The 14,996-nt window shown below is 46.1% G+C and carries 15 protein-coding genes; 9 read left to right on the forward strand and 6 right to left on the reverse strand.

The window, feature by feature from the left end; genetic code table 11:
* Nucleotides 1-51 precede the first annotated feature (51 nt).
* Nucleotides 52-1,668 (reverse strand): glycoside hydrolase family 57 protein, encoded by a 1,617-nt coding sequence (locus tag L9W92_RS12505; protein ID WP_240084089.1) that lies wholly within the window; start codon nucleotides 1,666-1,668, stop codon nucleotides 52-54.
* Nucleotides 1,669-1,722: 54 nt separating this feature from the next.
* Nucleotides 1,723-2,457, reverse strand: coding sequence for a DUF4912 domain-containing protein (locus L9W92_RS12510; RefSeq protein ID WP_240084090.1), 735 nt, complete (start codon nucleotides 2,455-2,457; stop codon nucleotides 1,723-1,725).
* 226 nt (nucleotides 2,458-2,683) lie between these two features.
* Here L9W92_RS12510 and L9W92_RS12515 point away from each other — a divergent pair, with 226 nt between their 5' ends.
* The 8 genes from L9W92_RS12515 (at nucleotide 2,684) to L9W92_RS12550 (ending at nucleotide 10,253) form a co-directional block, all read left to right on the forward strand.
* Nucleotides 2,684-3,115, forward strand: coding sequence for a CoA-binding protein (locus tag L9W92_RS12515; RefSeq protein ID WP_240084091.1), 432 nt, complete (start codon nucleotides 2,684-2,686; stop codon nucleotides 3,113-3,115).
* A gap of 51 nt (nucleotides 3,116-3,166) precedes the next feature.
* On the forward strand, nucleotides 3,167-3,814 hold the full coding sequence (gene nth / locus L9W92_RS12520) for an endonuclease III (protein WP_240084092.1): 648 nt from the start codon (nucleotides 3,167-3,169) through the stop codon (nucleotides 3,812-3,814).
* Nucleotides 3,805-4,263, forward strand: coding sequence for a tRNA (uridine(34)/cytosine(34)/5-carboxymethylaminomethyluridine(34)-2'-O)-methyltransferase TrmL (trmL, locus tag L9W92_RS12525; RefSeq protein WP_240084093.1), 459 nt, complete (start codon nucleotides 3,805-3,807; stop codon nucleotides 4,261-4,263). The genes nth and trmL overlap by 10 nt, the downstream gene beginning before the upstream one ends.
* 118 nt (nucleotides 4,264-4,381) lie before the next feature.
* Nucleotides 4,382-7,861, forward strand: a complete 3,480-nt coding sequence (locus L9W92_RS12530) for a DNA polymerase III subunit alpha (protein ID WP_240084094.1) — start codon at nucleotides 4,382-4,384, stop codon at nucleotides 7,859-7,861.
* Between the two features lie 79 nt (nucleotides 7,862-7,940).
* Nucleotides 7,941-8,216, forward strand: a complete 276-nt coding sequence (gene mtrB / locus L9W92_RS12535; protein ID WP_376741810.1) for a trp RNA-binding attenuation protein MtrB — start codon at nucleotides 7,941-7,943, stop codon at nucleotides 8,214-8,216.
* A gap of 122 nt (nucleotides 8,217-8,338) precedes the next feature.
* Nucleotides 8,339-8,530, forward strand: coding sequence for a glutamate decarboxylase (locus L9W92_RS12540; protein ID WP_240084095.1), 192 nt, complete (start codon nucleotides 8,339-8,341; stop codon nucleotides 8,528-8,530).
* A gap of 79 nt (nucleotides 8,531-8,609) precedes the next feature.
* Nucleotides 8,610-9,572 carry a 6-phosphofructokinase gene (pfkA, locus tag L9W92_RS12545; protein ID WP_240084096.1) on the forward strand — a complete coding sequence of 321 codons (963 nt, stop codon included), beginning with the start codon at nucleotides 8,610-8,612 and terminating at the stop codon, nucleotides 9,570-9,572.
* A gap of 87 nt (nucleotides 9,573-9,659) precedes the next feature.
* Nucleotides 9,660-10,253: a DedA family protein gene (locus L9W92_RS12550; protein ID WP_240084097.1), complete on the forward strand. Its 594-nt coding sequence runs from the start codon at nucleotides 9,660-9,662 to the stop codon at nucleotides 10,251-10,253.
* On the opposite strand, the gene L9W92_RS12555 is transcribed toward L9W92_RS12550, so the two are convergent.
* On the reverse strand, nucleotides 10,238-10,537 hold the full coding sequence (locus tag L9W92_RS12555) for a hypothetical protein (protein ID WP_240084098.1): 300 nt from the start codon (nucleotides 10,535-10,537) through the stop codon (nucleotides 10,238-10,240). The two genes, L9W92_RS12550 and L9W92_RS12555, sit on opposite strands and share 16 nt — an antisense overlap.
* 199 nt (nucleotides 10,538-10,736) lie before the next feature.
* A complete protein-coding gene (locus L9W92_RS12560; RefSeq protein WP_240084099.1) occupies nucleotides 10,737-11,939 on the reverse strand; it encodes a cofactor-independent phosphoglycerate mutase in 1,203 nt (400 codons plus the stop codon).
* 123 nt (nucleotides 11,940-12,062) lie between these two features.
* On the opposite strand from L9W92_RS12560, the gene L9W92_RS12565 reads away from it, so the two are divergent.
* Nucleotides 12,063-13,244, forward strand: a complete 1,182-nt coding sequence (locus L9W92_RS12565; RefSeq protein WP_240084100.1) for a M24 family metallopeptidase — start codon at nucleotides 12,063-12,065, stop codon at nucleotides 13,242-13,244.
* A 30-nt stretch (nucleotides 13,245-13,274) separates the two neighbouring features.
* Here the strand turns inward: L9W92_RS12565 and L9W92_RS12570 are convergent, their stop codons facing one another.
* Both L9W92_RS12570 and L9W92_RS12575 read right to left on the reverse strand, forming a co-directional pair.
* A complete protein-coding gene (locus L9W92_RS12570; protein WP_240084101.1) occupies nucleotides 13,275-13,472 on the reverse strand; it encodes a hypothetical protein in 198 nt (65 codons plus the stop codon).
* A gap of 210 nt (nucleotides 13,473-13,682) precedes the next feature.
* Nucleotides 13,683-14,642 carry an NAD(P)H-dependent flavin oxidoreductase gene (locus tag L9W92_RS12575; RefSeq protein WP_240084105.1) on the reverse strand — a complete coding sequence of 320 codons (960 nt, stop codon included), beginning with the start codon at nucleotides 14,640-14,642 and terminating at the stop codon, nucleotides 13,683-13,685.
* Between the last annotated feature and the right edge of the window lie 354 nt (nucleotides 14,643-14,996).

The following is a 14,996-nucleotide window of genomic DNA, read 5'->3' on the forward strand; positions in this document are numbered from 1 at the left end:
TAAACGGCACGGAAGGGTATGGCGAATCCTATAACCTGTGCCGTTTACTTTTTATAATGAAGCAGCTTTGGGAAGCTCGTTTGTGTTGGTGTACCAGCTATAATCAAGGTCCGGGAAAATATTGTTTCTGTATTCCAGGTTGCCAAGGTATCCTTCGTCAATATAATTACCCTTAATTTCTTTTTGCAGCCGGAAAAAATTCAACAAGTGATTTTTGGTGCGTTTGACGGCATATTCAACCATGGTCCCGGTACTCATGATGAAGGCCCAATCGCTGCTTTGCGCCAGAAGAAGTTCGCGGGCCGCCTGATTTAACGCCCGCCGGTACAACCCTCCGGCATTGCTGTGTTGACTGGCGAGTGATATCATCATTTCGGACGCCATGTGCAAGTGCCGGTAGATCCAATCATTGGAACCGCACAGCCATACTTCGTGATAGCCTTTGTTGCCCCAGCTGGAAGAACAAGGTGTGGCCACCTGATTGCAGGGAAAATTCCGCAGGTAGTCGCTTGGCGTGGCCATTTCAACGACATCCTGATCGAAGGCTGTTTTACGGATGAGATAATCGAGCCATTTAGGCCCTTCAAACCACCAGTGCCCAAAAAGCTCGGCGTCGTAAGGCGCTACAATGATGGGCGGCCTGTCCATCAAATTGGATAGGTGGTATATTTGATGCTGACGGTTAAACATAAAGTTGCCCGCGTGTAAAGCTGCTTTTTCATCAGCCTGCCTGGGATTATAAGGCTGTTTTTGACTTAAATCCACCTTGCCGGTAATTTTGTAATATTTAATGCCGGTGTGAACCCTGATCCCGTCCGGGTGGATGTAAGGGCCAATATAATCAAGTCCGAGGTCGAAGCCAATGTCCCGGTAGAATTCGCGGTAGTCAAAGTCGCCGGGGTAGCCCTCCTGAGTGCTCCAGACTTGTTTGGATGATTCAATATCCCTGCCGAAGGCGGCAACTCCGGACGGACAATATATCGGCGCGAAAATACCAAAACGCGGTCTGTGTGAAGCGTAGAGCACCCCGTGCGAGTCGGTGAAGAAGAATTTTAAGCCGCATTCTTTTAATATTTCGTCAAGGCCGGGAGCAAAAGCGCATTCAGGCAGCCAGACTCCCGCCGGCGGCCGGCCCAAATGGCGGGTGTGCAAGTCAACGGCGGTTTTGATCTGGCCCCTGATCGCCTCCGGATAAATCATCATAAACGGCAAATAGCCGTGCGTGGCCGCGCAGGTGATGATTTCAATTCTTCCTTGGTCTTGGAAATTTTTAAAAGCAGTAACTAAATTGCGGTTATAGCGGTCACAAAAAGTAAACATAGCCTCGTGGAAGCGTTTTTTGTACATTAGCGCGGTCTCGTGGAAGGGGCCGCCGTATGTGCGGCCTTCCTCTTTATCCGCCAGTTCGATAAGTTTTTCTAAATGCCGAACATAACGCTCCTGGAGGAGCGGGTCTGTAAACATTGAGATTAGGGTTGGAGATAGAGTTAGGGTTACCCTGAACTTGACATTATCTTCAATAAGTCGTTCAAAAACTTGAATTAATGGAATATATGTTTCTGTGATAGCTTCGTAAAGCCATTTTTCCTCCAAGAAATTTTCATGTTCAGGGTGGCGTACAAAAGGCAGGTGCGCGTGCAATACTAAACAAAGATAACCTCTGGGCATTGATATGCTCCTTTCACATTTAACGATATTCGTACATGAAATAGTTTTTTTATTTTATTTTTCCTGTTTAAAACCCGGTGAGCTTATGCCAAGGGGTAAGCCAGCCGAGCGCATGGCCAGTTCTTCGACAATCATTGGTGAACCGACGCCAAATTGAAACTTGCCGATAGTACGGTACAGACCTTCAATCCACATCCATTCTTCGTCCAGGCGATCGGAAAGAGAAGCCCGCGGAGTGGTGACAGCGTTGGATCTCAATAAAGTAATAAAACGGCCGTCCGGAAACATTCTGCCCAGGTCCACGCAGAATGAACGGTCTGGTTCCCCCACCTGAACGTACCAGTTATCTGTGCTTTCACTAATATGGATGTCTGTATAGCCGAGCGCGTTTTTACCGTTGAAGTCGATACCTGTTATATCATATACTCTTAAAACCGGGTGTGTTGTCGACCATGCCTCCAGCCCGTAATGATTAGCAAATTCATCTTGTTTGGTTGCGGTGAGCTCCCAATAAGCAAAAAGCCAGTGCGGATCGCGTGCGAGAAGAACCATCCTGTCTATACCGTAATAATGAGGCAGTTCAGGCTCCGGTAGACACTGGAGTTGCTGCGCGGATAAATCAGCCGGTGGTAGACTCAACCCTTCGGCAAACTCCTCATTAAACAAAGGAGGCGACGGGTTTTCATATTCATTTTTTTTGACGCTGCGGCTGCGTCTTAATGGCCATAAAAAAATAACTGCCGCTGCCAGTATTACAACTAAAAAAAGCAATGGAAACAAAACATTCATTGATTTTTGTCCCCCCATTAAAAATAATAAGCCTTGCAAAAGCTTTGTAACATTATAAAATTAATCTGAAAGCTTTTTTTATTATTACCCGGATGAAAAAGGTTTATTTACGATCTTTAAAGCTTAAAATAATTTTTAAATTACAATTTAGCATAAGCAATGGCAATTGTTGCAGAGCTTGTGCCAAAGTCTTGGCGACATTAAAAATCAAGGGGGGGGCTGTTTTTTGCCTTTCAACTCAATTGAAAAAGAAATTAAAGAACTGTTAAAGAATAGCCGCTGTATTGCTGTAGTTGGCTTATCCGATAAACCGGAGCGGGACAGTTACAAAGTAGCTAAATACTTGCAGGAGCACGGCTACCGGATCATTCCTGTCAACCCTTCTTTAAAGAATGATGTGCTTGGTGAAAAACCATATCCTTCTCTAAAGGATGTGCCTGGAAATGTGGAAATTGTGAATATCTTCAGGCGCAGCGAAGATGTGCCCGCGATTGTGCAGGAAGCGCTTTTATTAAAACCGAAGGCTATTTGGATGCAGTTGGGCGTGTCCAATATAGATGCGGCTGAACAGGCGAATAAAGAAAATGTGTTAGTAGTGATGAATAGATGCATTAAAATCGCTCACGGGCTTTTATTGGGGAAAAATCAGCAGCAGTGACATTAAGCAGGGTGGAATTTTAGCAAAAGCTTACTGGAAAAGGTTTGCGCGATGAAAAAAAAAGATAAAATTAATAAGATCTTGGATATCCTGGCAGAAGTTTATCCTGACGCGGGTACCGCTTTGGTTTATAAAACACCTTTTGAGTTAATGGTAGCTGTTATCCTATCCGCTCAATGTACTGACAAGCAGGTAAACCGGGTTACCGCCAGGCTGTTCAGTAAATATAACACGCCGCAGGAATTCGCGGCGTTGTCTCCCGGAGAACTCGCGGAGGAAATCAAAGGATGCGGACTATACCGCCATAAAAGCAGGTATATTATAGAAGCTTCCCGTGAACTGGTAAAACGTTATGGCGGCTCAGTACCGCGGAGCAGAAGTGAACTAGAGTCGCTCCCTGGAGTGGGGAGTAAAACCGCTGGAGTAATATCAGGGGTGATTTACGGGGGGAGCGCGCTGCCGGTGGACACTCATGTCCACCGTATCGCCCGTCGCCTGGGTTTGTCAAGAGCAGGCAATCCCGCCAAGGTGGAGGAAGAACTGGCCGTTCATATTCCGCCTCGGCAGCGTATGGCGGCACACCATCGCTTGATCGCCCACGGCCGGAAAGTTTGTACGGCAAGGAAGCCGTCTTGCGGCAACTGCTGTTTGGCGGAATTCTGTCAGTATCAGCCAAAGGAGGAACGCTCTTGCATATAGTGCTGGTGGAGCCGGAAATACCGGCCAACACGGGCAATATAGCCCGGACCTGCGCCGCGACGGGGACTGCTTTACATCTTGTCCGTCCGCTGGGGTTTTCGACAGAAGACAAGTACTTGAAACGTGCCGGTCTGGATTACTGGCATCTGGTGGATATCTTTTATTACGACAGCTTTGAGGAGTTTACCGCAAACTGCCGCGACCGGAGGTTTTACCTGTCTACCACGAAGGCGCCGCGTTATTATACCGAAGTTTCTTATGAGCCGGATTCCGCGTTGGTCTTTGGCAAGGAAACAAAGGGGCTTTCGGCGGAAATCCTCAACGCATATCCGGAAAGTCAAATTCGCATCCCCATGATCGGTGAAGCCAGATCTCTCAATCTTGGCAACTCGGTCGCGGTAGTATTGTACGAGGCACTAAGACAGCAAGGTTTTAAAGGGTTAAAGTAATAGCCGGAGACAGGAGTCAGAATAAGGAATGGTGTTTGTCCCGAAATATTTTGAATCCCAGATACTTGGGAAAGTAAATAAAAAAATTCGACTGTAAAGAAAGAGATGACGGTGAAATTTGTTTATCCATTTGCATCTTCATTCGGAATATAGTCTATTAGACGGTGCGGCCCGGATCAAGGGGGCTGTGGCGAAGGCCAAGGAGATGGGCATGCCCGCCCTGGCTATTACCGATCACGGGGTGATGTACGGGGTGATAGATTTTTACAAAGCGTGCCAGAAGGCTGAAATTAAGCCCATCCTGGGCTGCGAGGTCTATGTCGCGCCGCGTACCATGAACGACCGCACTCCGCGCGTTGATGACAGCTACAACCATTTAGTCCTTCTCGCTGAAAACCAAGAGGGCTATCATAACTTATTGAATCTAGTTTCCTTGGGTTTTACCAAAGGGTTTTATTATAAGCCGAGAGTGGACAAGGAATCACTGGCCCGCTACAGTAAGGGGCTCATCGCTTTGAGCGGTTGTATCGCCGGAGAGGTGGCCGCTAAAATCCTGGCCGGGGAGAATGAAAAGGCCAGGCAGGCGGCCGGTTATTACCGGGAAATCTTCGGCCCCCAAAATTTTTACCTGGAGCTTCAGGACCATGGGTTCGAAGAGCAGAGGACTGCCAACAAGGAACTGCTGCGTATCCACAAAGAAATGGATATCCCCCTGGTAGCTACCAACGATGTGCATTACATCAGGCGTGAAGACGCCGAGAGCCAGGATGTGCTGATGGCCATTCAAACCGGTAAAAGTATCGACGATCCCGGCCGGATGAAGTTCCAGTCGGAAGAGCTTTACCTAAAAAGCCCTGAAGAAATGAACCTTCTTTTTGGTGAAATTCCCCAGGCTTTGCGGAATACGCTGGAAATTGCCGGTCGCTGCAATATTGAGATGGATTTCGGCAAATATTTTTTGCCGCATTACGCGGTGCCTGAGGGGTACACTGCCGACACTTACCTGGAGGAGCTTTGTTACCGTGGCGTCCGCAGAATTTTCGGTGACATAAGCGAAGCAATTAAAAAGCGTCTGGAATTTGAGCTCGGTGTAATCAAACAGATGGGCTATTCGGCTTATTTCCTGATTGTTTGGGATTTTATCCATTTTGCCAGGCAAAAAGGGATCCCGGTCGGACCCGGCCGCGGCTCCGCCGCCGGCAGCCTGGTGGCGTACAGTCTGGGCATAACCAATATTGACCCGTTAAAATACGGGCTGCTTTTTGAGCGCTTTCTTAATCCTGAACGAGTATCCATGCCTGATATTGATATTGACTTTTGTTACGAGCGGCGGGGCGAGGTGATCAATTATGTGGTGCAGAAATACGGCGCTGATAGAGTAGCGCAGATTATTACTTTCGGCACTATGGCCGCGCGGATGGCAGTCAGAGATGTGGGACGGGCGTTAAGCATGCCCTATGGAGATGTGGATAGGGTGGCCAAATTGGTTCCTGCTGAACTGCATGTCACCATTGAAAAGGCGCTTAACGACGTATCTGAATTAAAAGAGCTGTATGATCAGAAACCGGAGGTAAAAAAGCTGATTGATATGGCCGCGGCTTTGGAGGGGATGCCGAGGCACGCGTCCACTCACGCGGCAGGCGTGGTGATCACCCAAGATCCGCTTACTCATTATCTCCCTTTGTACAAGACGTCCGACGGTCCGGTAACGACTCAGTTTGCCAAAGAAACGGTTGAAGAACTCGGCCTGTTAAAAATGGACCTGCTGGGGCTGAGGACCTTGACGGTAATTGGCGACGCGGTGCGCCTGATTTTTGAGAGCACCGGAATTAATATTGATGTTGATTTAATTCCGCTTGATGATCAGGCTACTTATGAAATGCTTTGCAAAGGTGAGGCAGTCGGCGTTTTCCAGCTTGAAAGCAGCGGCATGCGCGCCATACTTAGAGACTTGAAGCCGGAAGTGTTTGAGGATATTGTAGCGATTAACGCGTTATATCGTCCCGGCCCGCTGGGCAGCGGCATGGTGGACGATTTTATAAAAAACAAGCATGGCTTGACAAAAGTTAAATATCTTCACCCAAAACTTGTACCCATTCTTAAAGACACATACGGCGTGATTCTTTACCAGGAGCAGGTCATGCGCATAGCAAGCGATTTGGCCGGCTTTAGTCTTGGTGAGGCGGATCTTTTACGCCGGGCGATGGGTAAGAAAAAGCCGGAGATTATTGCCGGTCTGCGTTCCCAGTTTATTCAAGGAGCTGAGAACAACGATGTCGAAAAGAACATAGCAGGCCAGGTTTTCGACTTGATGGAATATTTCGCGGGGTATGGCTTTAATAAATCACACAGCGCGGCATACGCTCTGGTTACTTACCAAACCGCCTATTTGAAGGCTAATTATCCGGTTCAATACATGGCGGCATTGATCACCTCGGTGAAAGATAACACGGACAAGGTGGCGGCATATATTGAAGAATCCCGCCGGCTGGGGATTGAAGTGCTGCCCCCTGATGTTAATGAAAGCAGGGAGAGCTTTACACCCGTCGGAAAGAAGATACGTTTCGGGCTGGCAGCGCTAAAAAACGTTGGCCCGGGCGCAGTGGAGGCGATTATCCGGGACCGGGAACAGGAAGGACCTTTCAGCGGATACGCAAATTTCTGCCAGAGGTTAGATACAAAAGTTATTAACAAAAGGGTGCTTGAAAGCCTGATCAAATGCGGCGCCTTTGATTCTCTCGGCCACCGCCGGGCTCAGCTGATGGCGGCGGTGGACGCGGGGCTGGGCTTGGCGCAGCAGTCTCAACGCGACCGGGAAAACGGGCAGCTTTCCCTCTTGGATCTATTCGGCGACGGCACTAAAGATTCAGTTAGTATTGATCTTCCTGCGATACCGGAATTCCCAAAAGGCCAGCTGCTAATGCTGGAAAAGGAAACCCTGGGCCTTTATATCAGCGGCCACCCGTTATCACAATACCGCGAAGTACTAAACCGGCTGACTACGTCCACCGCGGCGGAAATAAACGATTTGCCTGATGATTGCCAGGTGGTTCTGGGAGGTATAATCGCGGGGCTTAAAAAAATAAATACCCGCAAAGGGGACACGATGGCTTTTTTAACCCTGGAGGATCTGACCGGAACGGTCGAGGTGCTGGTTTTCCCGCGGCCGTACAACTCAAACAAGCTGATTATTAAAGTGGACGAGGCGGTGTTGGTTAAAGGGAAGGTCAGCGGGAACGGAGAAGAAGTTAAAGTGATCTGTGAAGAGATCTCGACCGTTGACAGCCATCTGGCTGGTGAAGTGCATATAATAATTGACGGCGCCTCCTCCTCTTTGCTGGACCAGGTGCAGATGATTCTGAGTAATTATCAGGGAAAATCACCGGTGTTTTTTCATCTCGAAAGAGAAAAGAAAGTGTATAAAGCAGGGGAAGAATACTGGGTTGACTTATCGAAGCCGGTTGTGAATAAACTGGTGGATTTGCTGGGTCAGTCCGGTGTTGAAGTCAGAAGAATAATTGACGGTCTTGAATTGACGGATAATGAACAAGCGACGGCGAGAAAAAAAGGAAAATTCCCCAGTCTGCTTGAATTATAATGTCATACCGCACCAGTAGATGCAAGAGGAGGATTTTATTGCTTTTTAAGCATACTTGCCAAGCTTAAAGACGTATGCTATGATTGCTTTGCAAATAAAGGAAACTCAGGGAGTGGTTATTTTGCAGGATGCGTGGGATGCTGTTACCGGTGAATATGTCGTAATTAAAGCCCTTGATAACGGGGTAACGATTATCGGTTTGACCAGGGGTAGGGATACCAAATTTCATCATTCGGAAAAACTTGACGAGGGTGAAATTATGATCGCGCAGTTTACCGAGCATACTTCAGCAATAAAAATTAGAGGCCGGGTGGAATTGCTGACCAGGCATGGACGAATCCGCTCGGGTGATTAAATGAGCGAGTTATATCCAGGGTGTAGACTCTGGGTATACTTTTTTAAAGAAAAAGAGGAATACTGACCGGCTGAGTAGAAAAAACTAACCATACGACGGCCAAAATGTGAGGAGGCTTTAATGTGTGGACAGTGGTATACATCGCTCCCAATAAGAGAGAAGCTGACAAGTTAGAGAAGCGTTTAACGGTAGAGGGTTTTTTAGTAAAGCTGAGGGCTATAGGACCGCAGCAAGCCGGCAATACTTGTTCAATAGAAATCCTTGTGCCCGAATCTGAAGTTGATGAGGCGTTGGAGATTATTAACTCCATTTAAATATAAATTTAAATATAAATTGTGTTATGTAGTTATGTGCTATCCGTAATATATTCATTTATGTGGAGGTATAGTCCGAATGCAGAGAATCGCCTTGTTGACAAGCGGTGGTGATGCTCCGGGAATGAATGCCTGCATCAGGGCGGTGGTACGCAAAGCTGTTTACCATGGCCTCGAAGTTATTGGAATAAAGCGTGGTTTTAACGGTTTTATTGATGCCGATATGGAGCCGATGAATCTCGGTTCGGTAGCCGACATCGTGCAAAGAGGCGGAACGATTTTACGTACAGCCCGCTCTGACCAGTTTTTTACTCCGGAAGGCCGGACTAAAGCATATAACAATATTAAGCGCTTTGGCATTCAAGGACTAATAGTTATTGGAGGCGACGGGTCTTTCCGGGGCGCCGGGTCTTTTCATCTGGAGCACAGCTTGCCGGTCGTCGGTGTTCCCGCGACGATTGACAACGATATTCCCGGCACAGAGCAGGCTATCGGGTTTGATACCGCGGTAAATACTGCCATTGAGGCGATAAACAAGATCAGGGACACCGCTACTTCCCACGAACGTGCCTTCATAGTTGAAGTAATGGGACGCCAGAGCGGTTTTATTGCCCTTGCGGCGGGATTGGCCGGAGGCGCCGAATCAATTTTGATTCCGGAGTTGCCTTTTAGTTACGATGAAATTTGTGAAAAACTCATGCGCGGATTTCGCAGGGGGAAATTGCATAGCATTATCGTTGTGGCTGAAGGTGCTTCCGGTGGTTTGGATGTCGGGCGAAAAATAAAAGAACGTACAGGAATAGATACAAAAGTAACCATTTTAGGGCATCTTCAGCGGGGCGGCTCGCCGTCCGCCGCGGATAGAATACTGGCCAGCAGGCTTGGAGCAAAGGCGGTGGAACTGTTGATGAACGGAGCGACCAAAATGATGGTTGGTGTAAGCAAAGGGGAAATTGACGCCGTTAATCTGGATGATGCCTTGATCCAAACCAGAACAATTGATGTGGAAATGTATCACTTAGCCAATATTTTGTCTCTTTGAAATGCTCGATAGCCGGTTTAATCGTCAGTTTGCGAAAGAAAGTCCTTTTTCCGGGCATCCTAAGTATGTGTTGGAGGAGGGATATTTTTGTTGGATTTGATTTTTAATTATCTGTCCGCGCTTGGTTTGGGAGGTTTGCTGGCCGGAGTCATAATTGAAGCTATGGGCATACCTTTTCCTGGAGGTATAATGGTTGTTCTGGCAGGTTTCATGGTCAACCAGGGCCGTATGAATTTTCTTAGCGCTCTGTTAACGCTGCTGTCTGGTTATACTGCCGGTTCATTAACGGCTTATTTGATCGGCAGAAAGCTAGGACAGCCTTTTTTTATGCGCGGCGGCCGGTTTCTTCGGATTTCTCCTGAAAAATTTGAACAAGCCCGGGGCTGGTTGGACCGTTCCGCGCCTGCGTTTATTATTTTTGGCAGGTTCCTGCCTGGACTAAGCAACCTTACTCCTTATATGGCGGGTATCAGTCGAATTAATATAGGGTATTTTCTCTTCTATAATTCGCTCTTTGCGCTCGGCTGGGGATTCTTATATTTAATGCTCGGCATGTTTTTTGGACATAATTATCAAACTATTGCCGGATATTTGAATAATAAGCTAACCCTAATTGGCCTTGTAATATTGGGTTTATATTTACTTTATCCATTCATTAAAAAAAACTACAGACGTATATAAAGAGCATTTTCGTTTTCATCAAAAGTTGTGCAGTACTTGCCTTTACATTGAATTTTAAAATGCTTTAAAAAACCTCTGGCGCCTATTTTGTTTTTGTTGACAGTTAACCCCTTGTCATTAACAGTAGGTTTTATTCTGATGGTTTTTGTTAACTGATCATATGCCAACTCGACATGACTCATATTCAGCTTTGAAGCAAGCTTTTTGTTTAGTGTCAAGTGATTTTTTGAAATAGATATAGTTAAATCTTGCTCAGTCTTAGGTTTATATACTTCATAAGTCATTAATTCCAACTCCACTCCTACTTAATCTATACTTTCCATTTTATACTAGATCTTATTGCCAGTCAAATAATTGTATTGTTTTTATATTTTGTTTAAATGCAATTTTATATTTCAATATTATGATATTCTCTCTAATCTCCATAATATATATCTTCCCCATTTAGTACTATGCTGTCGTCACGCATCCCCAAGGCGCTGTTTAACCGCGGATAAAATAATCCATAAGCTCGGGTCCTGTGGCCAAAAATAAGTCACTTTTTATCGCGGCTTCTTCATTGTAGGCTGTGATTTTGCTGTTAGTATTAACTCCATTTGCATATATCACAAAGGGGACCGGATTGCTGGAATGAGTGCGTATGCTTATCGGAGTATGGTGGTCGGGCAGGAGCATAATTTTATAATCTTTAAATTGGTTAAGCCCTTTTAACAACTCGGCCAGCATCTTATCCACTTCTTCAATGGCTTTGACCTTATTTGCCAGTTCCCCCCGGTGTCCGGCTTCGTCGGGCGCTTCAACATGAATATAAACAAAATCTTTTCCTTCCCTCAATTCTTCCAAAGCTGCCATGACCTTGCCCCGGAAGTTGGTATGAATGTCGCCGGTGGCACCTTCTACTTCGACCGCTTCCAGACCGGCGCAAATACCAATTCCTTTAATCACATCAACGGCGGAAATCACTGATCCGGTGAGTCTGTATTTATCGGTAAATTTAGGCAATGCCGGCTTTTTTCCTTGCCCCCATAACCAAATAGATGTAGCGGGCCGGAGGCCTTTCCTTATTCTTTTTAAATTAACCGGATGGACCGGCAAAAACTTGTTGCTCTCTTTCATCAAGCAGATTAATGTTTCATATCCTTCGCCTTTGGGAAGGTATTCCGCGATAAGCCGGCCTGATATGTCGTGTGGAGCCGTAAGGTCACTCCGCTCAGGTCCGCCTCTCCAGACTAAAAGATGTCTGTAACTGACGCCGGGGTAAAAGTGAATAATGTCGTTGCTCAGGCGTTGCTCTGTTTCTTCCATCAGCTCTTTTGCTTCCGGTGTGGAGATCTCGGTGCCATAATCTATCATTACTTTTTCTTCATATTTAATATTATCGGATAAAGTAACCAGATTACAGCGAAAAGCCACATCGTTTTCACCCAGGTTGACACCCATGCTGACGGCTTCCAGCGGCGAGCGTCCGGTGTAGTATTGCCGGGGGTCGTAACCCATTACGGAAAGGTTGGCGACATCACTGCCGGGCGGCAGTCCCTCCGGGATCGTTCTGGCCGTACCGATCACACCGTTGGCTGCCAGGTAATCCATATTTGGCGTGACGGCAGCTTGCAGAGGTGTCATTCCGCCCAGTTCGCTTATCTGTTCATCAGCCATGCCATCGCCTAACAAAATAATATATTTCATGGTAATCTCCTTAAAACAGCGGTATAATTAGTTGTGGTGAAAATATTCTCCAGATATCGGGTAAATCCTTTAATTGATCATGATATATCTGCGGAATATGTTGTGAGGAGGGGGTACTTGTTTTTGCTGTATACACCAAAATATGAGCTTGACCGGCGTATTAAGAACTTCCAGGATATTTTAAAGCGGCAGGGTATTGACGGAGCAATGATCATCCAAAATGTTGATGTTTTTTATTTTGCCGGTACTATGCAGCGTGCACACCTTTTTATTCCGGCTGACGGTCAACCGGTTCTGATGGTAAAACGAAGTTTTATACGAGCCAAAGAAGAATCGGCATTGGAGAACATTGTCCACCTTGACAGCCCTAAAGAAATGACAGCGGTGTTAAAATCCTGCGGGTATGGCCCGTTTGACACTATAGGCTTTGAACTGGACGTGCTGCCTGTCGCTCAATACGAGCGCTATCGCAAGCTATTTAAAGAAACGAAAATCATAGATGTGAGTCCTTATATTCGTTCTTTACGTATGGTCAAATCACCGTACGAATTGGAAATAATCAATGAATCCGCGGCGCTGAATCAGGAAATATATGAATTTATCAGGGAAAATATGCGGGAAGGTATTACTGAGCTGGAGCTGGCAGGGAATGTTGAAGCGGCTTGCCGGAAAAGGGGACATATTGGTATGCACAGGTTGCGGGGGTTTAACCAGGAACTTGGCTACGGCCATTTGATGTCAGGCTCGAACCTTGCCGTATCAAGTTACTTCGACGGGCCAACCGGCGGCATGGGGCCGGATCCTTCCTTTCCTCAAAGCGCCGGTTATAAGCTAATTGGTAAAAACGAACCTGTGCTGGTGGATTACGGGTTTGTTCATAACGGATATATTGTTGACCAAACCAGGATATTCTGTATTGGAAAACTGTCCGACCACTTAATTCACGCCTATGCAGCCGCACGGAAAATCCAGGAGAGCATAAAGATGTCGGCTAAGCCGGGGGTGACCTGCGCGGAGCTATATGGTTTGGCGCTGGAAACAGCGGAAGCAAGCGGTTATGGCGAACATTTCATGGGTTATCCCGAACGGGTATCGTTTATTGGCCACGGTGTGGGCTTAGAACTGGATGAACTGCCTGTGATAGCGGCAGGAGTTAAAACTGTGCTGGAAGAAGGAATGGTGTTGGCCGTCGAACCTAAATTTGTTTTCCAAGACGGGGCGGTGGGAATTGAAAATACTTTTGTAGTGACTGCGGACGGGCTAAAAACCTTAACCATATTTGATGAGGATATAATTTACATCTGACAAAAATAAAGCAGCTGCTGGCGGCACCGGTTAATGCAGCTTACAATCGCAAATTTTTGCAAACGGACAGTTAATCGCCGCCTTGGTGCAATTGTCAATCTCACCGGTACAATATATAAAATCATATTCCGGCGTGATGTTGTCACTGTGAATACTCGGGTTGAACTTTAACAGACCAATCACTTCCTGCTTTGTGTGGGGACAGTAAACCTGTACAGTTTCCCGCAAAGTATTTCACTCCTTTACGCACGATGGGTTTATTGTCAGAAACAAATTTATCGTTTGTAAACGTGAAGTATTCTTTTTGCCTGCTGATGTATTTATATTATGTATGCCTGCTAAAGTAAATAGTTCCATCATACATTTTTTATAGGACTATTGTCCCGTTAGGTAAAATAGTATAAGAAAGAGGCGGGAAGAATGATATCTCCCGCCTCTCTAAACAAGAATGTCAGGTTCCTGTTCGTATTCATTGATGAGTTTATTAAAAATCGTCTGCACTGGTAAAATGTTTTTTATTTGATAAACATTTTTTCCGACAAAGACTACTCCATCATCAACTTGACCGATGCGGGAGTTCTCCAGGGCTTGTACTATACAATATTCCTGTGAGCAATTTTTTAGACAACCATCGCATGCATGCGGCTCCGGCGCGTTGCCTTTGAGAATCTTGTCCGCAAAAGCGTTGCGCAAGGCCCGACCGGGCATACCTACGGGGCTGGATATGATTACCACGTCTTCTGCCGTGGCTTTTAGATACATTTGCTTGAAAGCCTCAGCTACCGCGCATTCAACACTGAGGACAAAGCGGGTGGCCATTTGAACTCCACTGGCTCCCATTCTAATCACTTTGGCGATACCTTTACCGTCCACAATGCCGCCTGCGGCGATTACAGGTATCTTGACTGCGGAAACAATTTCGGGGAGTATTTCATCAATTGAACGGGTTGTACCAAGATGTCCTCCCGCTTCGGCACCTTCAGCAACAACCGCCGCCGCGCCTTGTTTTTCCGCGATTCTGGCCAGTTTTGGGGAAGACACGATCGGGACGACCGGGACGCCCGATTCTTGGCTCCAGCGGAAAATATCCCGTGAATATCCCGCTCCGGTTAAGATTAGGTCAATTTTTTCTTCAATTGCTGATTGTACCAGCGCCGCAAACTGGCGAACGGCGAACATAATATTGACACCAATAATTCCCTTGGTGTTTTTTCGGGCTGTTCTTATTTCGTTTTTTAATTCATTTATAGACATGGCGGAAGCACCAATTACCCCAATTCCGCCGGCATTAGCCACCGCGGCGGCAAGTGGGGCGGTTGATACCCGCAAAGCCATACCTCCTTGTATAATTGGATACTTTGGCATCAAATGACCGATTTTTAATTCCGGAAATTTCATTAACATATATTCTCCCTCATAGCAATATTTACCTATATTATTTCAGCCAATCAGTAAATTTATATCACCCTTTAGCTTATTAACTATTCTTGCCCCTTTTACTCATATTCGGTGTAACAAGAAATAATCCTGTATACCAAAATAAATAATATTTTATCACAAAAAAAACTTTTGCAAAACTTTTGTTGATAAGGATATAATTTTTTTGTATTATTTTTTCTATTATAATAGGCTCTCGGCATTAGATGGGAGGAATCATTAAATCTGGAATAAAGTAACTGGAAATTCTGGCATGCCAGGCTAAAAAGACTGTCCTTTTCACGACATTCCTAAAAATGGGCATGGCAAAGAAGC

This window comes from Pelotomaculum terephthalicicum JT (assembly GCF_022410535.1).
GTDB classification, from domain to species: domain Bacteria; phylum Bacillota; class Desulfotomaculia; order Desulfotomaculales; family Pelotomaculaceae; genus Pelotomaculum_D; species Pelotomaculum_D terephthalicicum.